This window comes from Pollutimonas subterranea, from assembly GCF_002849655.1.
GTDB classification, from domain to species: Bacteria; Pseudomonadota; Gammaproteobacteria; order Burkholderiales; family Burkholderiaceae_B; genus Pollutimonas; species Pollutimonas subterranea.
The window spans coordinates 263,850-284,272 of sequence record NZ_PDNW01000002.1 but is presented as its reverse complement, the minus strand read 5'-3'; the positions used below and the strand labels follow the sequence as shown (position 1 = coordinate 284,272).

Below are 20,423 nucleotides of genomic sequence, written 5' to 3'. Positions count from 1 at the left end.
ATATACTTTAATCTAAAAGTGTAGGACAAAATTACTATACCTATTCAGGAGACGAAAAATGAATCTTAAGCCTGCATTGGCCAAAGTAGCGTCCGGCCTTGTTCTACCTGTCATTTTCGCCTGTTCATCGGCATCCGCTACCAACCTGACCGTGACACACTGGGCCGATGGGATGTATGGAACGCCATTTGCGGTCGCCCAGGAAAAAGGATTTTTCAAGGAGGCCGGTATCGATGTTACGGGATTCATCACCTCGCAAGGTGGCGGGACGACAGTCCGCAATGCGCTTGCTTCTGATATCCCTTATGGTGAGGTGGCGCTTTCCGCGGCAATTGCGGCTATCAAGCAAGGCGTCAAGCTCACGATCGTGCATGGCGGAGTCCTGAGTCTGGCCGATAACGTCTGGGTGGCCAAGAAGGACTCGCCATTGAACTCGATCATGGACTTAAAAGGCAAGAAGCTCGGTTACAGCAGTCCGAAGTCGGTCACTGATATGGTATCGACCATAGCGCTGAGCAATCGGGGCATCCTGGCTGATGTAGACCGCAAGGCGGTGGGCAGCCTCAGCTCGGCGTATACCGCCTTGCGTGAAGGCGCCGTCGATGTCATCTACATGACAGAACCTGTACTGAGCCGTGAAGCAGAAAACATTAAAGTCGTTTTCAAGTCCGGGGACGAGATTCCAAAGTTGACCCAAACCGTGGGTATTGTGCGCAGCGATTATCTCAAGAAGAATCCAGATACCATTAAAGCCATTATTGAAGGGCGCCGAAAGGGTGTCGATTATCTGCTTAAGAATCCGGAGGAGTCCGGAGATATTCTGGCCAAGCATTACAAAATTGATCCTAAGATTGCCAAGCTCGCCATCAACGACATTATGGCGGCAAAGGGCGTTTACTGGAGTCCCGGCCGCCTAGACTACGAGGGCATGAATGCCATGCTAAAGGGGCTGGTCCTTGTGAAGGCAATCGAAGAGGGGCCTTTCGATTGGAGTGCAATTGTCGACGAAAGCTTGTTGCCCGCAGATCAACGCAGTAAATAGGGTAGGGTTGGAATGGCCAGCCCACTCACTATGATCGGGGAGTTTCCCGAAATCGCAGTCGACCGCAAGGCGCATGTTGCAATCAACGCGGCGACAAGGGTGTTTGCCGCGCGAGATGGAAGATCGCCGCTGCATGCCTTGGGGCCGGTGTCTTTCGACTTGCGGCAAGGCGAATTCTTTTCCGTCGTTGGACCCTCCGGCTGCGGGAAGTCCACATTGCTGGACCTCGTGGCCGGTTTGAGCCCGGCCACTGAAGGCAGGGTCGTCTTCGAAGACAAGGAGGTCAAGGGTGAGGTGCCGGACGGCGTCGCCGTCGTATTCCAGGAGGATGCCAGCTTCCCTTGGCTGACTGTTTTCGACAATGCGGCGTTCGGAACCCGTCGCAACGGTTTACCCGAGAGCGAAGTCCGGGAGCGTGTCGATCATGCCCTTGCTTTCATGGGGCTCACGGACTTTGCCAAGAGCTATCCGGCGCAGCTGTCAGGCGGCATGCGGCAGCGGGTCTGCATAGCTCGCGCAATGGTCCTGCGGCCACGCCTTATGTTGCTCGACGAGCCTTTTGGCGCTCTTGATCAACAGACGCGCCTGTTAATGGGAGAGGAGATGTTGAAGCTATGGCGCGAGACCGGCTCGACCGTCATGCTGATCACCCACTCCATTGACGAGGCCGTCTTGCTGTCGGACCGTGTCGGGATCATGTCGGCGCGTCCGGGCACCTTTATCGATATCGTGGAAACCGGCTGGAGCCGCGAGCGTGGGAGCGAAACGGCGATGGACCCGCATTACGGCGCGCTCCAGTCGAAGGTGTGGGGCTTGTTGAGAACCGAGTCGCTCAAGGCGATGGGGGTTTAACAAATGGCCAGCGCAACTATTCCTGGTTCTATATCGGGGTCGCCGGGTGCCGGCATGTCGTTCAGGTACCGCGTGGTGCTGCTGCGGAGCCTTGTCATCGTCTTCAGCATTGTTTTGCTTGAAGTCGCCAGCAGGCTGGGGTGGATAGATCCGGTCTCTTTCATTCCCCCGTCGGAAATGGCACTAAGTGCATGGCGACTGCTTCGGGATGGAACCTACCAGTCGGATATGCTGTTGACCTTGTCGTCCGCAGCCGTGTCTATCATGCTTGCGACATCGGTGGGTTTCCTTTTCGGCCTTGTGCTATTCAAGCTGCCACGTTTGCGACGCGTCCTGGATCCACTCCTGATGTCGTATTACGCGGTGCCAATTTTTGTTTTCTATCCCATGCTTATTGTGCTGTTCGGACTGAACAGGTGGCCATTGATCGTACTGGGATTTTTATTCGCCATCGTGGCCATGGCGGTGAACACGCTCAATGGGCTGCAACGTGTGCCTCAGGTCTTGATGCGAACGGCGAGGATGTTGCACATGGGCCGAACACAGGAAGTTCTTCTTATCACCCTTCCTGCCAGTCTTCCCTTTGTCTTTACGGGTATCAAGCTGGCCATCGTCTACTCGTTCATAGCGATCATAGGCGGCGAGTTCCTGCTTTCGGGTGCGGGATTCGGGTATCAGATCGCGTTCGCCTATAACAACTTTGATAACCAGACGATGTATGGGCTTATGTTCCTGCTGCTTACGTTCATCGGCGTCATAAACCTTGTGCTGCACGCGGTCGAACAGCGCTTATATCAACGACGGGTGCTCAAGGAGCTGGCATGAACGAGCGCGCGGCGAGGCAACTGGCAGGCCCGGGCAATTCCGGGCGGGCACCCCTTATTGATAGTGTGTTGCTGGTTGGCGGACTTTTGCTGTCGTGGGAGCTTGCCAGCACGGTGCTGGGCATTGAGGTCTTGCCAAGTCCCTGGCGTACCCTCGTCCAGCTACGTCATGAATTCACCAGTCCCGATTTCGGTGCCCATCTGGCGGAGACAAGCAAGGCGTTCTTTTCCGCTTTGCTGCTCGCTGTGGTGGGCGGGATTGCATTGGGTTTGGTTCTGGGCGCGCGCAGGCTCGCCGGCGATGTGATGGAACCGGTATTGATTGCCCTGTACTCCATACCGAAGATATCCCTGTATCCCATCATTCTCTTGATATTCGGTCTGGGCATTTCGGCAAAGATAGCCTTTGGCGTCATTCACGGCATTATTCCCATAGTCATCTTCACGATGACGGCGGTGCGCAATATTCGACCCGTTTATATGCGTTGCATCCGTGTGCACCGCCTCACTCCGTGGCAAGGTGCGTGGCACGTGCTGATACCGGCCGCCGTGCCCGAAATCGTTGCCGGTCTGCGGATAGGCTTTTCCTTGACCTTGTTAGGGACGCTGCTGGGTGAGATGTTTGCGTCTCAGCGCGGCATTGGGCATCTGCTGATGCTGGCCATCGACCGGAATAATCCTCCTACCATCATGGCCCTTGCCCTGATGCTTTTTCTGTTCGCGACGGCGGTCAGTATCGCATTGCTGCAATGGGATCGCCGCTTGCGGCGTGGGAATTAATATATTGGAAAACCGAAATGGCCAATACGCTATTCGATAAAGTGTGGGGTGCCCATGAGATTGCGGTGCTTCCGGGAGGCGCCAGCCTGCTGCATGTGGATCGTCACTTGATGCACGAACTTACCGGGGTCGAAGCCATCAAGACGCTTGAACGCCGCCGGGTGCCCATACGCAATCCCGACCTCACTTTCGCGACAGTCGATCACGTCATTTCGACCCGCCCCGGGCGACAGGCCGGCGATGCGCCGTGGAGCACCGCGATGGTCAATACATTGCGGGAGCAGGCGGAAGAGAAAGGCATCCGGATGTTCGATATAGATCGGAGCCAAGGCATCGTGCACGTTATCGGTCCGGAGCTGGGGCTGACGCTTCCTGGGCTCTCGATTGTGTGCGGGGATAGCCACACGTGCACGCATGGCGCTTTCGGGGCTATTTCATGGGGCATCGGATCGTCCGAGCTGGTACATGTGCTGGCTACACAGACCATTCGCCAGATTCGGCCCAGGACCATGCGCATCAACTTCACGGGAATGCCCGGACCGTCGATCACTGCCAAGGACATGATTCTTCATGTGATCGGTGTCCTTGGGGCATCGGCGGGCACAGGCTACGCCGTCGAGTACGCCGGACCGGCCATCACCGCACTCGATATGGAAGCACGCATGACGCTTTGCAACCTTTCCATTGAATTGGGCGCCAAGATCGGCATGATCGCTCCCGATGAGACCACGTTCCGTTATGTGCAGGGCCGTGAGTTTGCACCGTCCGGCGACCAATTTGACCGTGCGGTGACATATTGGCGCAGCTTGCCGTCTGGAACCTCGGCATCGTTCGACAGGGAAGAGGACGTCGACGTCAGTCAAATCAGGCCGCAGGTGACGTGGGGGACGAGTCCTGAGCAGGTGGTGGCTATCGACGGCGCTGTTCCCGATCCTGCCAGGATGGCCGATGCCAAGAAGCGCCTGGGCGTGTCGAATGCGCTCGACTATATGAAGCTGCAGCCTGGCCAGCGGATCGATGAAATCAAGATAGATCATGTCTTCATAGGTTCCTGCACGAACAGTCGGATCTCGGACTTGCGGGCAGCGGCATCCGTGGTCAAGGGGCGCCGCATTGCAGCGGGCCTTACCGCATGGGTCGTACCCGGATCATCGCAAGTCAAAAGCCAGGCTGAACGCGAAGGCTTGCATCGAATCTTCATGGAGGCCGGCTTCCAATGGCGAGAGCCAGGTTGCTCGATGTGCGTGGGCGCCAATGGCGATATGGTGCCCCCCGGACATCGCTGCCTGTCGACATCGAACCGTAACTTTGTTGGGCGACAAGGCCCGGGATCCATGACCCATTTGGCCAGCCCCGTCGTCGCAGCCGCCACCGCCATCGTGGGAACCATCGCGTCGCCGGAAATGATGGAGCGTCAATCATGAAAGCGTTCACGATATGTCGAGGCGTTGCAGCCGTCATGATGCATGACAACATCGATACTGACCAGATCATCCGCATCGAACGTATTGCGCAACTGCGCAGGGGCGAGTTTGCTCCCTGGGTCTTCGAGGGGCGGCGTTATTTGCCGGATGGTTCCGAGGACTCGGCGTTCGTATTGAATGCGGAACCCTTTCGGCATGCTGCGATTCTGATTGCAGGCGACAACTTCGGCTGCGGAAGCTCCCGCGAGATGGCGGTATGGGCATTGGAAGAGTTCGGCATCCGCTGCATTATTGCCCCCAGCTTTGGCGACATTTTTTTCAGCAACTGCCTGCAGAACGGTTTGCTGCCCGTCGTCCTGGAGCGCGGCGATATCCAGCGCCTGGCGGCCGCCGCTTCGTCGGGCGCTGTGCTCAGCGTAGACCTGCGCTCTCGGACCGTGGGCACGGATCAGGCCGGCGAAATCCATTTCGATCTGCTCGATGCCCAGCGGGAGGCGTTGCTCCTGGGCCAGGACGATATCGCTCAGACGCTGACCTTGGTGTCTCAGATTGATGACTTCCAGCAGGAAGATAGATTGGCGCGGCCATGGGTATACATGGCCGCGGTTTTTTGAACGTGATAATCAACTGACAAGGATGTATTGGCATGGCTGGAAACACTAAAACCCTGAGCCAACTTTTTTCGCAGAAGAAGCTGATCGTGGCACCCGGTATATTTGACATGATCTCTTTAAAGGTCGCGGACCAGCTTGGGTTCGACTGCCTATACATGACGGGGTACGGCACGGTCGCCTCCTATCTGGGCTTGCCCGACGCAGGACTCGCCACCTATACCGATATGGTCAGCCGGGTCGCAACTTTCTGCGGCGCGACGTCGACACCGATAATTTGCGATGGCGACACCGGCTATGGTGGGCTATTGAATGTGGAGCATACGGTTACCGGTTACCTGCGCGCGGGAGCGGCCGGAATCCAGCTTGAAGATCAGGAATTTCCAAAAAAATGCGGACATACCAAAGGACGCCGCGTTATTCCTGCGCAGGACATGGCCAATAAAATCAAGGTGGCTCGCGATGCACGAGGGAACGATAAAGATTTCTTGATTATTGCGCGCACGGACGCCCGTACGACGCTCGGCCTGGACGAAGCGCTGAAGCGCGCGGAGCACTATCTGAATGCCGGCGCCGATGTGTTGTTCGTCGAGTCGCCTGAATCGATGGATGAACTTGCCATCATCGGAAGAACCTTCGATGTTCCGCTAGTCGCAAATATTGTAGAAGGGGGGCGCACGCCGCAACCCACCGCCGAGGAACTGCAGGACATGGGTTTTGCGCTAGCCATTCATCCCGGCCTTGGCTTTCTTGCCATGGGACATGCGCTCCAGCAAGCGTATTCGCATCTGAAAGCGACCGGTGACTCGCTGCACTATGACGAAATCGCGGACTTCCAGGAGTTCAGCAAGATGATCGGCTTTCAGAGAATTTGGGACTTCGACGAGAAGTACAAAAATCTGGAAGCGAAATAGCGGCTGGTGCAACCTTCATTCAAGAATACGAGGAGACAAAAATGGTTCGTTTAAAAGCTTGTCTGACTTTTGTGGCTGCCGTCATGGCCATTTCCCCTGCATCGCACGCCGAAGAGGCCCGGAATTGGCCTTCGAGATCCGTAACGCTCATGGTGCCTTACTCTCCAGGCGGCGGCACCGACATCGTCGCCAGGCTGGTGGGTAATAAGCTCTCCGAGATATGGGGGCAATCGGTCATTGTGGAAAACAAGCCCGGGGCCAATGGAGTGATCGGCTCCGCCGACATTGCCAGATCGCAACCCGACGGCTATAAGATCATGCTCGTTGTCGGCTCGCACATTATCAATCCAGTGCTGACCAAGAGTGTTCCTTACAATACCGATACAGACTTCACCCCGATTACACGTCTGGCCGTTTCGCCTCTGGTATTGGTTGTTCCAAAAGAGGGAAAGTACGCGGATCTGAAGAGCTTTATCGACCTCGGCAAAAAGAACGACGTCAGCATTGGCTACTCGGAAGGCCAGACACAGCTGACCGGTGAACTCATTCGCCAGAAAGCCGGGGTCAAAGTCATTCCGGTGCCATATAAAGGCGGTTCGCCCCTGATGGTGGACATTATTGGAGGGCATGTCGAGTCGGGCGTTACCAGCGTACTTACCGCGCTGCCTCATGTGAAATCCGGCAAGCTCAAAGTAATTGGTATTGCCGGTGACAAGCCGGTGGATGCCTTCCCCGAGGCGACGACATTCTCCCAGGCCGGCTTTCCTGGCGTCCAGTCATTGAGCTGGTATGGCTTGTTCGGGCCGAAAGGAATGCCCGACAGCGTCGTCAGCAAAATAAACGAAAGCCTGCTCAAGGCAACGCAAGATCCGGTCATTGCCAAACAGTTGGCGGATCAGGGAGCTATCGTCACGCTGGATACACCGGCCGAGTTCAATACGTTCCTGAAAGATGAGAAAAAGAAATGGACCGAGGTGGCCAAAGCGGGGAATATCGAGGCCAAATAATCGTTATTGCTGAACGACTGCCTCAGTCGTTCAGCACGCTGCTGGCATGGCCCAGTGCCACAGCGTTTCGCCGCGAGATGCCGCGGCCGCCGCTTTTGCGCAATCTACCCCCCTCCAATATAAACGCTCGCCGCCAGGCTGCCTGCGCCCGCTAATCCATCCCGAGCCTTCTGCGCGTCGCATTGCCGCATCGCCGCGTACATCCGTCTGCCTTTAATTGTACATAGACAATTCAATAATCTATTTGACAATTAAAAAGGATGCGCATAAAGTGGTTCCAACGACGAAAACCAATGAGCGCAAAATAATGAACAAACTTACCGACTACACGTCATATGCCGATGCCCAGCATCACTGGAGTGTGGAAAAGCTGTGGGATATCTTTGATGGCTCACGCGAACAATTGAACATTGCGCATGAATGCATCGACCGCCATGCCACTGATCCGGAACGGGTTGCAATCATCGTGGTACATGCCGATGGCCACGACGAAATCCTTACCTATCGCGAAATCGCGCAAGACTCGTCTCGCTTCGCTCACTATCTGGCCGAGCAAGGAATAGGGCCGGGAGACCGTGTCGCCGTAATGCTGGAACCATCGCGGGCTTTCTATACAACGTTGTTTGGCGTCATGAAGACGGGCGCTATTGCGGTACCGTTGTTCACCCTGTTCGGGCCCGACGGCATCCGGCTGCGTGTGGGCGACTGCGCACCCAAAATGTTGTTCACCAACGATGAAAAGATCTCGATGGTCGAAGACACGCCCAGCCTCGTCTCCGTCGTGGTCAACAATGCCTTCCTGACGGACTTGTCGCGATACGACGAGCGCTACACAGTGCGAACCGGCAGCGATGACCTCGCCATTTTCCAATACACATCAGGCACGACCCGGGAACAGCCCGATGCCATCAAGCACAGTCATAAGGCGCTGGTCACCTTGATGGTTGCCGCTCTTTACGGCACGGGCCTGCGCCCGGGCGACAGGTTCTTCTGCCCATCGTCGCCCGCATGGGGCCATGGGCTTTGGCACGGCACGCTGGCTCCCCTGGCGCTCGGGCTTACTATCGGCGCTTTTTCCGGCCGGTACAACGCAAGCCGGCTGCTCCAGGCACTGAGCGAACACAAATTCACCAATATGTCGGCGGCCGCCACCCACTACCGCATGATCCGCAACAGCCCCGACGTCAATACCTATTCATACAGCATCAAGAAACTGTCGTTCACCGGCGAACCCATAGACAGCGCTACGGAATCGTTCATCGAGGACCTGTTCGGCGCCTCTGTGTGCAGCATGTACGGCACCACCGAGATCGGAGTCATTCTTGTGTCCTATCCGGGCGCCGACGACTTCCCCGTCAAGAACGGCTCGCTAGGCAAACCCATTCCCGGCGGCGTGGTTGAGGTGCACGATGCGGACGGAAACGTCTGCCTGCCCGGCACCGTCGGCGAAATGAAAGTCTTGCGGCGCGGGGCGTGGATCCCCACGAAGGATCTTGGCCGCACGGATGAAGACGGCTATTTCTATCATGCAGGTCGCGCCGACGATGTCATTATTTCGGCGGGCTGGACCATGAGCGCCGTGGAAATCGAAGATGCCATCCTGAAGCACCCGGACGTTCTCGAGGCGGCCGCCATTGGCGTACCCGACGAACTGCGGGGGCAAGTCGTCAAAGCGTTTGTCGTCGCCAAACGCCCCGGGGACGAGCAGTTGAAGCAGGACATCCAGGACTCCGTCCGATCGCAGCTCAGCCAGCACGAGTACCCCAGGCAGATTGCCTTTGTGTCAGAGCTGCCCAAGACGCCGGCAGGAAAAGTACACCGCAAAAAACTGCGCGAACAAGAAGCTGGAAAAGTCCAGCGAGAAATTGAACCCATCAGTCAGCAATGACAGCAATCAGGAGACAAGACATGGATATGCCAACACGCACCTTCCCGAAAATCATGGATCAGGACCTGGAGGCGCTCAGCCGCCGGATAGGCGTCAAGATTACCGAAACAGCGGAGCCGTGGTGCTATGAGGCGACCCGCGACAATATCCGTCATTACGCACACGGCATTGGCGATGACAACCCGCTCTGGTGCAATCCCGCGTATGCGTCCAACACCAAGCATGGCGGCATCATTGCGCTGCCCAGCTTCCTGTTCGCGACGAACCGCATAGTGTCGGGCTATGTGGGCGGTCTGCCCGGCGTTCATGCGATGTGGTCGGGCGCAGACTGGACCTGGCATAAAGCAGTAAAGCGCAACGATGAAATCCATACGGAAGCATCGCTGAAAGCCCTTATTCCGCATGAGACCCGTTTCGCCGGCCGAGCCATCCAGCAGATCTACAACGTCCAGTTTTACAATCAGGATGGCGACAAAGTCGCGGAAGCCGACAGCTGGTGTTTCCGTACCGAGCGCGACCACGCACGGGAAGCCGGTACCAAGTACAAGGAAGTGCGTGAACGCGCGCCCAGGCGCTATACCGAGGAGGAACTGCAAGAAGCGTACAAGCTCTACGCACAGGAAGAGATCCGCGGCGCAATCCCCCGATACTGGGAAGACGTCAACGTCGGCGACGAGCTTCCTGTCCTGTTCAAAGGCCCCATGACCGTTACCGGCTTCATTGCCTACGCACAGGGTTGGGGTGGGCTCTACATCCGCGCCAATAAGCTGGCCTGGCAGCTCATTGATGCGCATCCCGGAGTCGGGATCAAGAACCGTTTTGGCATTCCCGATGTTCCCGAACGCGTCCACTGGGAAGAAGATTTCGCCCTTGAAGTGGGGGCTCCCGGTGCCTACGACTATGGTCCGGAGCGCAATTCATGGTTGACCCACCACCTGACGAACTGGATGGGCGACGACGGCTTCCTGCGTAAGTCCCTATGCCAGGTACGCCGGCATAATCCCGAGGGCGACATGCTGTTCATCAAGGGCAAGGTCACGAAAAAATACGAAAGCGATGGCCAGCACTTGATAGAGATCGAGCAGGAAGGACGCAACCAGGACGGCGAGCTCTCGGTCATCGGGACCGGTGTCGTTCAGCTTCCTTCCCGCGGCTGACATGGACTGCCACCACGCCCGCAAGACGGTCTGGCCAGAAGCACCGGCCAGCACGGGCGCCCTGCGAGGCGTGCGTGTCGTCGACCTTTCCCGCGTTCTGGCCGGGCCGCTATGCACGCAGATGCTCGCTGACCACGGGGCGAGCGTCATCAAGATCGAGCCCCCGTTTGGCGACGAAACGCGCAAGCTGGGGCCTCCGTTCGACGAGCACGGTAATGCGGCTTACTTTGCCGGGCTGAACCGCGGGAAAAGCGCGTTTGCGCTGGACTTGTCCAAACCCGAAGAGCAAGAGGTGCTTTTTGCGCTGCTGGAAGAGGCGGATGTCCTGGTCGAGAACTTCCTGCCCTCAACCATGGAAAAGTGGGGCCTGGGTTACGAACAACATCTGGCCGAACGCTACCCCCGCCTTATCTACTGCAGCATCAGCGGGTTTGGCGCAACCGGTCCCCTGGGCGGGCTGCCCGGCTACGATGCCATCCTGCAAGCGATGTGCGGGTTAATGAGTATCAACGGATCGCCGGAAACCGGACCGACCCGCATCGGCATTCCCGTTGTGGATCACCTGACCGGTTACACGGCCCTGTCGGGCATACTGATGGCGCTGTTTGCCAGGGAGCGCACGGGCAAGGCCCAGCGTGTGGAGACCACGCTGTTTGATACCGCGCTAAGCCTGCTGGTGCCGCATGCCATGAATTGGTTGCAGTCAGGCGAAACGCCCAAGTTGCTTGGCAGCGCCCATCCGAACATTGCGCCCTACGACAGATTCAAGACCCGCGATGGCATGGTGTTCCTGAGCATTTTGAACGATCCGCAGTTCCAGAGATTTTGTCGGTGCATCGACAAGCCCGGCTTGGCTGATGACCCCGATTTCGCCTCCAACGCCGCCAGGCTCGCGCATCGTGAGCAATTGCGCAAAGAGATTGAAGTCATTCTGGAAGATTGGGAAAAGGCGCCACTGTGCGACATGTTGATGAAGCACGGCATTCCAGCCGGACCCGTCAACACGGTTCCAGAAGCCCTTGCCCACGCCCACACTTTGCACCGCGGCATGATGATCAACGACTCGGGCTATCAAGGGCTTGGCATACCGATCCGGCTGACGGAAACGCCCGGAACACCCGGACTCCGGCCTCCTGCTTTTGATGAACATAGCTCCATAAGGGATAGTATTTTCGTCTCCACGCCCGCGTCGTGCTCGCCAGAGCCCTAGGCACAGAGATGCAAACCACCAAAGACTTATAACAACCGAGGAGACATAAATGATGCGTAAACTAAAATCAATGGCAACCGTAGCCGCCTTTACCTTGCTGGGCGCTACGTCGGCATTTGCAGCGGGCTATCCCGATAAACCGGTCAAGATTATCGTCGCCTATCAGGCGGGCCAGGGCACCGATACCACGGCGCGCTACATCGCCGACTACCTGAGCAAGGCCATGGGGCAGACGTTCTTTGTCGAAAACAAAGGCGGGGCGGGCGGCAATATCGGCACCCAGGCAGCCGCCCGTGCAGAGCCCGACGGCTACACCCTGACCATGGGCACGAATGCCACCCACAATCTCAATTCTTTTCTTTATTCATCACTGAGTTTCGATCCCGTGAAAGATTTCGAGCCGGTCATACTTGTCGGCTCGTTCCCGATGGTATTGGTGGCCAAATCCGATTCGGAATTCAAAACAACGACAGACATCATCGACAAGGTAAAGGTGTCGAGCCGGTCCGCCGACATCGGCATGCCCAGCACGACGGCCAGGCTGGTCTACGAGCTTCTGAAAGAGCAAAGCGGGGCGCCCCTGTTCGGCGTTCCCTACAAGGGCTCGTCCATGGCAATGACCAACTTGATCGGAGGCCAGATAACCTTGTCGATCGACACTATTACGGCGGCGCGTCCACAGATAGACGGCAACAAGCTGCGGGCCATTGCCGTGACCAGCAAGAGCGAAACCAAACTGCTGCCCGGAGTGCCTACGGTGGCAAGCCAAGGCTTGCCGGGGTTCGAGGTTATCGCATGGAATGCGTTATTTGCTCCGAAGGGCACACCGCCCGACGTCGTGGCCAAGCTCAACCTCGAACTGCAAAAGTTCCTTTCTTTGCCGGAGACGCAGCAGAAGTTGCTCTCGATGGGACTTGATGTTGGTGGAGGCACGCCCGGCAATTTGGCCCAGTTCGTGGCGGCCGAGCAGGAAAAATGGAGTCCTGTCATCAAGAAAGCGGGAATACAGATTCAGTAGTTCCGCCGGGCAAGCAGGAAGGATCCGCCTGATAGAATTCTGCATCGCACATTGTGCCGACTATCGTCATAGGTTCAAGCATGCCCAGCATACAAGACACCCTCAAAACGCCTAAAGCCGGTCCGCGCATCCGTCCGGTGCCAGCGGTTACAAGGGCCGTTGCCATTCTCAGGCTGCTGGGGCGCAGCAAAGAACCAATGAACGTCAAGTCCATCTCCGATGAGCTCGATCTGGTGCCCAGCACCTGCCTGCACATCCTGCGGGCATTGACCGCCGATAAGCTGCTCGGCTTCGATCCCGCTTCAAAGCGATACCGGCTGGGCGCCGGGATGCTTGCGCTCGCGCGTGGCGTGCTGGAAAACGATCATTTCGCCCATTCGGTACAACCCGTCCTCGACAAGCTGGCCAAGACCTGGTCGGTAACGGCCATTGGGGTGGAGGTCGTTGACCTGAACCAAATGGTCGTCACGGCGCTTTCGCGCTCGGACCTGCCGTTTCGACTGCATGTGGATGTCGGCAGCCGCTTTCCCGGCCTGATCAGCGCCACAGGACGCCTGGTGGCGGCTTTCAGCCAGTATTCGCAGCAAGAAATCAAAGTCCAGTTTGCTTCATTGCGCTGGCAGCAGCCGTTAAGCTTCGAGGACTGGTGGCAGGAAGTCGAGACCGCAAGAAACAATGGCTACAGTTTCGATCAGGGCAACTATATTGCCGGCATCACCCTGATCGCGGTGCCTGTCCTGGACGCGCAGGACCATATCACCCATACGATGGTGGCCGCCAGCATCGTTAACCAACTGTCTCCGGACGAGTCCCAGACCCTTATTCAGGAATTGAAGCGACACGCCGGACAGCTCTCCCGCCAGCTATTTTCCCTGGAGTAAAGACGTGACGGAAATCACTAACCCCTTATCCAAGTCCTTGATGGAAAGCGGGTGGCGGGCCCATGACCTGCCGGGTCTCCTGGGTGTGCTCGGACCACTGCTTACACGGCGTGACGGTGATCAGTGGGCATACGCGATCCGAGTGCGCGATGAACACCTGAATCAGGCGCAAGTCGTGCATGGCGGCACGATCACGGCCCTGATGGACCATGCCCTTAGCACGATAGCCTGGGACAGGGCGGGCAGGGTGCCGTGCGTCACTGTGCAGTTGAACGTCAATTTCCTTGGAACATCTCGCGCGGGTCAGCTTCTGGTGGCCCGCGGCAAGGTCAGCCATGAAGCCGGTTCGCTGCTCTTTCTTGACGGTACCTTGCATGCCGACGATATATTGGTGAGCACTGCGCAAGCAATCATGAAACGGCTCGAAAAGCGCGACTGACCGGCACCACACCAGACTAGGCCGATGCCGTGTCCAGCGAGGCACCCAGCTTATCGAACCATATCAGTCCGCTGTCCGTATCGGCCCGCGGCTTGTATTCGCATCCAACCCAGCCCTTGTAGCCTAGCGTATCGAGCTTTTCGAATATTGCCTCATAGCGCAGTTCGCCCTCGTCGGGTTCAGCGCGACTGGGAACGGCGGCGATCTGCACATGGCCGATGAGAGGTAGATACTGTTCCAGTTTCATGAGCACGTCGCCTTCGGTGACGCCGACATGGTAAGCATCGAACATGATGCGCACATTGGGCTTGTCGACGTGTTCGAGGATGGTGTTGGCTTGAGCCAGCGTGGAATAGAAATAGCCAGGCTTGTCGCGCTGGTTGATAGGCTCGAGTAGAAGGGTTAGCCCGTGCGCGGCGGCCTTGTCGGCGGCGGCCTTGATGTTTCGTGTAAAGGTGTCGCGCGCTTGGGATTCGAAGGGTATGAGCCCTGCGACGGCATGTATGGCTTGTGCGCCGCTGGCACGACACCAGTCTATGGACTGCTCGACCGCCTGTTGAAAATCGGTTTCCCGGCCGGGCAGGGCGCCCAGGCCGAATTCACCTTTTTCAGTATCGCCCGCATAGGTGTTGATGCCCAGCAAGGTCAGGCCGCGCGCCGCACACAGAGTGCGAACCTCGGTGGCATCGGTGTCGTAGGGCCAATGCAGTTCGATCGCCTTGAATCCGGCCCTTGCGGCGGCGTCAATACGCTCCAGCAAGGGGCGCTCAGGCCACAGGAACCCCAGGTTGGCAGAAAATTTTGGCATATCGAGGTCTCATTCAGTGGTGAGGCAAGGCGGCAGCCTGCCCAAAGGACTGCTTATTGTCGTTGCACGTAAGCGGCGACCAGCTCCGCGCCTGTGCCGGCTGAAGCGAAGCCCAGCGATCGCGCGTGCTGAGTGTCGATCCGGGCGGGCCAGGTGTCGACAATGGCCTTGATGGCCGGGTCGGGCTGCCAATCGATAAGATCCGCGATCTCTGCACCCGCCAATTCCCGCAAGGTGTCGGCCATTTCCCGTGGCGTGATGGTCACGCCCGGCAAATTGATGGAACGCCGCTCGGCCAGCTGTCCGTCCCGCCGATCGCAGAGTTGCGCCGACGACAGAAGGTAGGCGTGGATCAGGGACTGTATGACGTGCTTGGGCGATGCCAGCCATAAGGGTGTGTCCGGATCGATGGGGCATATGGCGCGCTTGCCGGCCATCGGCTCGCGGATGATGCCGCTGGCGAAGCTTGAGGCGGCACCATTGGGCTTGCCGGGCCGCACCGATACGGTGGGAATGCGCACGCATCGACCGTCGACAAAGCCCTTGCGCGTGTAGTCCGCAACCAGCAGCTCGCCGATCAGTTTCTGTATGCCGTAGGAAGACTGCGGCGCAGGCGGCGTGCTGTCGTCCACTACTTCGGGCATCGCCCCACCGTAGACAGCCAGCGAACTGGAAAACAGGAAGCGGGGTGGCCGGCTTAGTGTGCGCGCGGCATCGAGAAGCGCGCGTGTGCCGTCAAGGTTGACGCGCATGCCGAGATCGAAGTCGCTCTCGGCAGTGCCGCTGACGACAGCGGCCAGGTGAATAATGCCGCAAACTTCATCGTTTATGATTGACCGCCATTGCGCAGGTTCGGATAGGTCGGCGCAATGGTAGTGCAAGCGAGGATGGCTGAACGCGCCGACGGCCTGGTCCATGGCGATGACTTCATCGAAATGGCCCGCAAGGGCATCGGCATCCGTTCGGGTCTCGGGCGCGAGCAGTCGTTGTATCAGCATCTGGCCCAAAAAGCCGGATCCCCCGGTAACCAGGATTTTTTTCATTTGACTCCTTTATTGCAGGGTGGTGTCGGGACAGAATCGTTGCCGGAAAGGTATAACGTGGGCGCGCCATATGGAGAGACCACAAAGACAGTCACAAGATAGCGCAAATTATCGGGTGGGACCAGTATTGGTCCACGATTCAACTCAGGATGTAGCGGAGAAGAAAGCATGAAAGGCAAGTTGTTCATTGGTGGGAAATGGCTGGCACCTCATTCGGGCAAGACCATCGCGGTCATCGATCCCGGAACGGGAGAGCAGTTCGATGAGATCGCCGACGGTGGAGCGGCCGATATCGACCTGGCTGTGCAGGCCGCACGTCGCGCGCTCACCGGCGAATGGGGACGTTTCACTGCTGTCGAACGCGGACGTGTTCTTACGCGGTTGGGCCAGAAGGTTCTGGATCATTTTGATGAACTGGCGGAGCTCGAGTCACGCGATTGCGGCAAGATCCTCGCGACCGCTCGCAACGATGTCAAACTGCTGGCCCGTTATTTCGAATTCTATGGCGGTGCCGCCGACAAGGTGCATGGCCAAGTCATTCCTTACCAGAACAACCATGCGGTCCGGGTAGTGCGCCAACCCTTTGGTGTTTCCGGACATATCATTCCCTGGAACTATCCCGTGCAGATCATGGGCCGTTCTGTCGGCGCAGCCCTGGCCATGGGCAATGCCGCCGTCATCAAGCCGGCTGAAGACGCCAGCTTGTCGATCTTGCGGCTGGCCGACCTGGCCGCCGAGGCCGGGTTTCCCGACGGCGCCTTCAATGTCGTTCCCGGCTACGGTACGACCGCGGGCGCTGCGCTTATTTCGCATCCTGGCGTGAATTTCGTGTCGTTTACCGGTTCGCCCCAGGTGGGCACCATCGTTCAGCAGGAAACCGCGCGCAACCATGTGAAGTGCGTGCTTGAGCTGGGCGGAAAGTCGCCCCAACTGGTGTTTGGCGATGCGAACCTGGATCGCGCCATCCCGGCAATCATCAACGGCATTATCCAGAACGCCGGCCAGACCTGCTCGGCGGGATCGCGTTTATTGATACAGCGCGAGATCTACGACGAGGTGGTCTCCCGGGTTGCCGACCGGTTCAGCAAGCTTCGTACCGGCACGCAAGACCAGGAACTGGACTGCGGCCCTATCATCAACGCCCGGCAACGGGACCGGGTGCAGCGATTCATCGACGATGCGGAAAAAAGCGGTGCGCGCATCGCCGCGCGGGGCGAACTCGCGGCCAATCTGCCTGCGAACGGGTTCTATGTGGCGCCGACTTTCTTTGCCGATGTGCCGCGCGACCACATTCTTGCCAAAGAAGAAGTCTTCGGCCCGGTGCTGGCCGCCATGCCCTTCAGTGACGAGTCGGATGCCATCGCCCTGGCCAACGACACGGAATACGGCTTGGCGGCCGGCGTATGGACGGAAAACGGCGGACGCCAGGAACGCGTCGCGCAAGGAATCAATAGCGGGCAGGTCTTCATTAACTGCTACGGTGCCGGCGGCGGGGTGGAGCTTCCATTCGGAGGCTTTGGCAAGAGCGGCCATGGCCGCGAAAAAGGGTTCATGGCGCTGGAGGAAATGAGCCTTACCAAGACCATTGTCCATAATTTCGACGCGTAATGTTGCCCAGGGGCGTCCGCGCTCCTAGGGAATACTATAGGTTAGATGGGCTTGTTTATTTGCGTTAATTCGCCATAATTATGAATTATTGCATCACGATTTGGAGCCCAGACATTGACCCGACGCATTGTCCAGCAGGTGCTGTATCTCGAAGTCGCAGACCGTCTGCGTGCCATGATCCAGTCGCGTGAACTGACTTCAGGAGCCTGGATCGACGAAATGCGCTTAAGCAAAGAGCTGGGTATTTCACGCACTCCGCTGCGTGAAGCGCTCAAAGTGCTGGTCAATGAAGGGCTCATCCGGCTGGAGCCGCGCCGGGGCTGTTTCGTCAATGAACTCTCGGCCCGCGACCTGGACGACATATTTCCCCTGATGGCAATGCTTGAAGGGCGCTGCGCCTACGAAGCGGCACGCAAGGTAAGCGACTCCGATCTCAAGCGCCTGGAGCCTTTACATCGGCAATTGCGGGCACACGCCGCCGCCGGGGATACCGATCAGTATTACGCGACGAATGCCTTGATCCACGAGGCCATCCAGGCGCTCGCGGACAACCATTGGCTATCAGACCTGGTTGATAATCTTCGCCATGTACTGAGCCTGTCCCGGCACAAAAGCCTGGCCTGGCCCGGGCGCGTGCAGGCTTCCTGTGCCGAGCACCTGGCCATCTTCGAGGCGCTCAAGGCCCGCGATCCCGACGGCGCCGAGGCTCATACCCGCAAGCATCTCATGAACCAGCTGCACGCGCTTCATGCCCTGGATGAACAGGCCCGGCTCTCGTCAGACCCAGACCTTGCGGTTCAACCCAATACTCAGGAGGCTAGCCCATGACGACTACGGATACTGAAAAAGCGGTGGTAGTAAGCAAAGGAGTGGAAGTGGCGGTCGCCAGCAAGGAAGCGGAAGGGCTCGTGGCTCGCCTGGGACGCTGGCTGGACCGCGATCGCGGTTCGTTGGCGGCCGAGACGGCAACGTTGTTTACGGCTCGCATGACCGACGTCGCGGCTAATCGGCTCGCCAAGCAATGGAGCCTGCGCTACGCCGCAGCCGACGGCAAAGAGCGCCGTGTGTTGCTGGCGACGCTGGCTCAGGCCAGTGCCGGCCTCGAGCCGCGTGGCGACCAGGGTTTGCGGCTGTTCCGCCGTCTGTATGCCCAGGCCGACAGCCTGCATTTGCTGGTGGAGCTGCGTGCCGATATGCTGCGCTGGCGCAACCAGGTAGCGGGCCTTACGGTGCTCGAGCGCGAACTTGAAGGTTTGCTCAACAGCTGGTTCGACGTCGGCATGCTCGAGCTGCGTCCCATTACCTGGGATTCGCCCGCCTCGCTCCTGGAAAAACTCATTCAGTACGAAGCCGTACATGAAATCCGGTCATGGGAAGAGCTGCGTCACCGGGTGGCCGATCATCGCCGTTGCTATGCGTTCTTCCATCCGCGCATGAACGACGTACCCTTGATTTTTGTCGAAGTCGCCTTTGCCACGCAGATGGCCGATAACGTGCAAGTCTTGCTCGACCCCAAGGTTCCGGCCTCCGATCTTAATAAGGCGAAATGGGCGATCTTTTATTCCATCTCCAATACGCAGCCCGGCCTTCGCGGCATTAGCTTCGGCAACTTCCTGCTCAAGCGCGTCGTGGATCAATTGCTCACCGAGCTCCCCAAGCTGAAGTCCTTTGCCACGCTGTCGCCCATCCCAGGCTTCGTCGACTGGCTGGGCAAGCAGGATGGCAAGGCCATGCAGGAGCTGTTGCACGACAAGGCCGACAAGCAGCAGGCGCAGGACGACGCGTCGGCGGGACAAAAATGGGTTGAGCGGCTGCAGGCGGCGGCTGGCGGAAAGGTCTCCGAAGCGGTGCAACGCACCGGATTGCGCCTTGCGGTTCTTTACTTGAAAAGCATGAAAAACGGCCAGCCCATCGATGCGGTGGCGCGCTTTCACCTGGGTAACGGTGCTCGTATCGAGCGGGTCAACTGGGCCGCCGACTGCTCCCCGAAAGGCATGGCGCAGTCCAGCGGAATCATGGTCAATTACCTCTACGATCTGGACCAGCTTGACGATAACCTTGCGCTGCTCGCGGCGGGTAAACCGAAAATGGGACTTAATCTGCGATGGCTATAGTCGAGACCGGAGTCGGTAAGGGCGCAGGCAGGATCATTCTTGACTACGAAGGTCCTATAGCCCTGGTGACGCTCAGCCACCCGGGGCGCTTGAACGCCATCAGCGTATCGATGTGGCAATCCCTGGCCGACGTGTTTGCGACGCTCTCCGCCAACGACGCACTGCGCTCCGTCGTGCTGCGCGGCGAGGACGCAAACTTTGCAGCGGGCGCCGATATCGGCGAATTCCCGCGTGAACGCGGCGACCTGTCCGGTGTCATGAATTACCATCGGCACGTCCTTGCACCTGCGCTTGAATCCATCGGGGCATGCCCGCATCCGGTCATCGCCCAGATTGAAGGCGTGTGCGTGGGGGGCGGCCTCGAAATTGCCAGCCAGTGCGACATGCGTATCGCCGGCGTCTCGTCACGCTTCGGTGTTCCCATCAATCGCCTGGGCTTTCCCATGGCGCCCGATGAGATGCGCGGCTTGCTGGGGCTGGTCGGCCGGGCCACGACGCTGGAGATACTGCTGGAAGGGCGGGTGTTTGGCGCTGCGGAAGCAATGTCCAAGGGTCTGCTCACGCGGGTGCTGCCCGACGCCGATGTCGCCACCGATGTCATGCAGCTTGCACGGCGCCTGGCCGCCGGAGCGCCCATGGCGGCCCGTATCAACAAGCAAACCGTAACGCGGCTGAGCCCTCAGGTTCCACCACTGACCGAGGCTGAGCTGCTGTCATTTTTCAAGTACGCTGAAAGCCGCGACCACCGGGAAGGTGTAAGGGCATTTCTGGCCGGCCAGCAGCCGGTATTCTCAGGAGATTGA

20 protein-coding genes are annotated in these 20,423 nt (G+C 58.4%); 18 read left to right on the top strand and 2 right to left on the bottom strand.

Annotation, left to right across the window (positions count from 1 at the left end; translation table 11 throughout):
• Nucleotides 1-58 precede the first annotated feature (58 nt).
• The 14 genes from CR159_RS03755 (at nucleotide 59) to CR159_RS03690 (ending at nucleotide 14,047) form a co-directional block, all read left to right on the top strand.
• On the top strand, nucleotides 59-1,042 hold the full coding sequence (locus CR159_RS03755; RefSeq protein WP_102072664.1) for an ABC transporter substrate-binding protein: 984 nt from the start codon (nucleotides 59-61) through the stop codon (nucleotides 1,040-1,042).
• 12 nt (nucleotides 1,043-1,054) lie between these two features.
• The gene (locus tag CR159_RS03750; RefSeq protein ID WP_102072663.1) at nucleotides 1,055-1,894 is read left to right on the top strand and encodes an ABC transporter ATP-binding protein; all 840 of its coding nucleotides are present in this window, start codon (nucleotides 1,055-1,057) and stop codon (nucleotides 1,892-1,894) included.
• A 54-nt stretch (nucleotides 1,895-1,948) separates the two neighbouring features.
• Complete coding sequence (locus tag CR159_RS03745) at nucleotides 1,949-2,719, top strand: ABC transporter permease (protein ID WP_102072782.1); 771 nt, start codon at nucleotides 1,949-1,951, stop codon at nucleotides 2,717-2,719.
• Nucleotides 2,716-3,498, top strand: coding sequence for an ABC transporter permease (locus CR159_RS03740; protein ID WP_102072662.1), 783 nt, complete (start codon nucleotides 2,716-2,718; stop codon nucleotides 3,496-3,498). The genes CR159_RS03745 and CR159_RS03740 overlap by 4 nt, the downstream gene beginning before the upstream one ends.
• A gap of 17 nt (nucleotides 3,499-3,515) precedes the next feature.
• Entirely contained in the window at nucleotides 3,516-4,922 is a 1,407-nt protein-coding gene (gene leuC, locus CR159_RS03735; RefSeq protein WP_102072661.1) for a 3-isopropylmalate dehydratase large subunit, read from the top strand.
• Nucleotides 4,919-5,536, top strand: coding sequence for a 3-isopropylmalate dehydratase small subunit (gene leuD, locus CR159_RS03730; RefSeq protein ID WP_102072660.1), 618 nt, complete (start codon nucleotides 4,919-4,921; stop codon nucleotides 5,534-5,536). The genes leuC and leuD overlap by 4 nt, the downstream gene beginning before the upstream one ends.
• A 32-nt stretch (nucleotides 5,537-5,568) precedes the next feature.
• On the top strand, nucleotides 5,569-6,447 hold the full coding sequence (locus tag CR159_RS03725) for an isocitrate lyase/PEP mutase family protein (protein WP_102072659.1): 879 nt from the start codon (nucleotides 5,569-5,571) through the stop codon (nucleotides 6,445-6,447).
• A 41-nt stretch (nucleotides 6,448-6,488) separates the two neighbouring features.
• A complete protein-coding gene (locus CR159_RS03720) occupies nucleotides 6,489-7,454 on the top strand; it encodes a Bug family tripartite tricarboxylate transporter substrate binding protein (protein WP_102072658.1) in 966 nt (321 codons plus the stop codon).
• 307 nt (nucleotides 7,455-7,761) lie between these two features.
• Nucleotides 7,762-9,342, top strand: coding sequence for an acetate--CoA ligase (locus tag CR159_RS03715; protein WP_102072657.1), 1,581 nt, complete (start codon nucleotides 7,762-7,764; stop codon nucleotides 9,340-9,342).
• A gap of 20 nt (nucleotides 9,343-9,362) precedes the next feature.
• Nucleotides 9,363-10,499: an FAS1-like dehydratase domain-containing protein gene (locus CR159_RS03710; protein ID WP_102072656.1), complete on the top strand. Its 1,137-nt coding sequence runs from the start codon at nucleotides 9,363-9,365 to the stop codon at nucleotides 10,497-10,499.
• Between the two features lies 1 nt (nucleotide 10,500).
• Nucleotides 10,501-11,709: a CaiB/BaiF CoA transferase family protein gene (locus tag CR159_RS03705; RefSeq protein WP_102072655.1), complete on the top strand. Its 1,209-nt coding sequence runs from the start codon at nucleotides 10,501-10,503 to the stop codon at nucleotides 11,707-11,709.
• Between the two features lie 49 nt (nucleotides 11,710-11,758).
• Nucleotides 11,759-12,727 (top strand): Bug family tripartite tricarboxylate transporter substrate binding protein, encoded by a 969-nt coding sequence (locus CR159_RS03700; RefSeq protein ID WP_233208163.1) that lies wholly within the window; start codon nucleotides 11,759-11,761, stop codon nucleotides 12,725-12,727.
• An 80-nt stretch (nucleotides 12,728-12,807) separates the two neighbouring features.
• Entirely contained in the window at nucleotides 12,808-13,608 is an 801-nt protein-coding gene (locus CR159_RS03695) for an IclR family transcriptional regulator (protein WP_102072654.1), read from the top strand.
• Between the two features lie 4 nt (nucleotides 13,609-13,612).
• Entirely contained in the window at nucleotides 13,613-14,047 is a 435-nt protein-coding gene (locus CR159_RS03690; protein WP_233208162.1) for a PaaI family thioesterase, read from the top strand.
• A gap of 16 nt (nucleotides 14,048-14,063) precedes the next feature.
• Here the strand turns inward: CR159_RS03690 and CR159_RS03685 are convergent, their stop codons facing one another.
• Together CR159_RS03685 and denD are read right to left on the bottom strand one after the other, a co-directional pair.
• Entirely contained in the window at nucleotides 14,064-14,855 is a 792-nt protein-coding gene (locus CR159_RS03685) for a hydroxypyruvate isomerase family protein (protein WP_102072653.1), read from the bottom strand.
• A 53-nt stretch (nucleotides 14,856-14,908) separates the two neighbouring features.
• Nucleotides 14,909-15,898, bottom strand: coding sequence for a D-erythronate dehydrogenase (gene denD / locus CR159_RS03680; protein WP_102072652.1), 990 nt, complete (start codon nucleotides 15,896-15,898; stop codon nucleotides 14,909-14,911).
• 168 nt (nucleotides 15,899-16,066) lie between these two features.
• Between denD and CR159_RS03675 the strand changes: the two genes are divergently transcribed.
• The 4 genes from CR159_RS03675 (at nucleotide 16,067) to CR159_RS03660 (ending at nucleotide 20,423) form a co-directional block, all read left to right on the top strand.
• Entirely contained in the window at nucleotides 16,067-17,506 is a 1,440-nt protein-coding gene (locus CR159_RS03675; protein ID WP_102072651.1) for an aldehyde dehydrogenase family protein, read from the top strand.
• A 114-nt stretch (nucleotides 17,507-17,620) separates the two neighbouring features.
• Nucleotides 17,621-18,334, top strand: a complete 714-nt coding sequence (locus CR159_RS03670) for a GntR family transcriptional regulator (RefSeq protein WP_102072650.1) — start codon at nucleotides 17,621-17,623, stop codon at nucleotides 18,332-18,334.
• Complete coding sequence (locus tag CR159_RS03665) at nucleotides 18,331-19,620, top strand: malonyl-CoA decarboxylase domain-containing protein (protein WP_102072649.1); 1,290 nt, start codon at nucleotides 18,331-18,333, stop codon at nucleotides 19,618-19,620. Before CR159_RS03670 ends, CR159_RS03665 begins: the two co-directional genes overlap by 4 nt.
• Complete coding sequence (locus CR159_RS03660) at nucleotides 19,611-20,423, top strand: enoyl-CoA hydratase/isomerase family protein (RefSeq protein WP_102072648.1); 813 nt, start codon at nucleotides 19,611-19,613, stop codon at nucleotides 20,421-20,423. Before CR159_RS03665 ends, CR159_RS03660 begins: the two co-directional genes overlap by 10 nt.

Bases quoted from the DNA above. Each gene is read 5' to 3' on its own strand.
- CR159_RS03695 (WP_102072654.1), top strand. From the start codon at position 12,808: ATGCCCAGCATACAAGACACCCTCAAAACGCCTAAAGCCGGTCCGCGC.
- CR159_RS03715 (WP_102072657.1), top strand. From the start codon at position 7,762: ATGAACAAACTTACCGACTACACGTCATATGCCGATGCCCAGCATCAC.
- CR159_RS03675 (WP_102072651.1), top strand. From the start codon at position 16,067: ATGAAAGGCAAGTTGTTCATTGGTGGGAAATGGCTGGCACCTCATTCG.
- leuC (WP_102072661.1), top strand. From the start codon at position 3,516: ATGGCCAATACGCTATTCGATAAAGTGTGGGGTGCCCATGAGATTGCG.
- CR159_RS03665 (WP_102072649.1), top strand. From the start codon at position 18,331: ATGACGACTACGGATACTGAAAAAGCGGTGGTAGTAAGCAAAGGAGTG.
- CR159_RS03720 (WP_102072658.1), top strand. From the start codon at position 6,489: ATGGTTCGTTTAAAAGCTTGTCTGACTTTTGTGGCTGCCGTCATGGCC.
- CR159_RS03685 (WP_102072653.1), bottom strand. From the start codon at position 14,855: ATGCCAAAATTTTCTGCCAACCTGGGGTTCCTGTGGCCTGAGCGCCCC.
- leuD (WP_102072660.1), top strand. From the start codon at position 4,919: ATGAAAGCGTTCACGATATGTCGAGGCGTTGCAGCCGTCATGATGCAT.
- CR159_RS03740 (WP_102072662.1), top strand. From the start codon at position 2,716: ATGAACGAGCGCGCGGCGAGGCAACTGGCAGGCCCGGGCAATTCCGGG.
- CR159_RS03710 (WP_102072656.1), top strand. From the start codon at position 9,363: ATGGATATGCCAACACGCACCTTCCCGAAAATCATGGATCAGGACCTG.
- CR159_RS03700 (WP_233208163.1), top strand. From the start codon at position 11,759: ATGATGCGTAAACTAAAATCAATGGCAACCGTAGCCGCCTTTACCTTG.
- CR159_RS03705 (WP_102072655.1), top strand. From the start codon at position 10,501: ATGGACTGCCACCACGCCCGCAAGACGGTCTGGCCAGAAGCACCGGCC.
- CR159_RS03725 (WP_102072659.1), top strand. From the start codon at position 5,569: ATGGCTGGAAACACTAAAACCCTGAGCCAACTTTTTTCGCAGAAGAAG.
- CR159_RS03750 (WP_102072663.1), top strand. From the start codon at position 1,055: ATGGCCAGCCCACTCACTATGATCGGGGAGTTTCCCGAAATCGCAGTC.
- denD (WP_102072652.1), bottom strand. From the start codon at position 15,898: ATGAAAAAAATCCTGGTTACCGGGGGATCCGGCTTTTTGGGCCAGATG.
- CR159_RS03745 (WP_102072782.1), top strand. From the start codon at position 1,949: ATGTCGTTCAGGTACCGCGTGGTGCTGCTGCGGAGCCTTGTCATCGTC.
- CR159_RS03660 (WP_102072648.1), top strand. From the start codon at position 19,611: ATGGCTATAGTCGAGACCGGAGTCGGTAAGGGCGCAGGCAGGATCATT.
- CR159_RS03755 (WP_102072664.1), top strand. From the start codon at position 59: ATGAATCTTAAGCCTGCATTGGCCAAAGTAGCGTCCGGCCTTGTTCTA.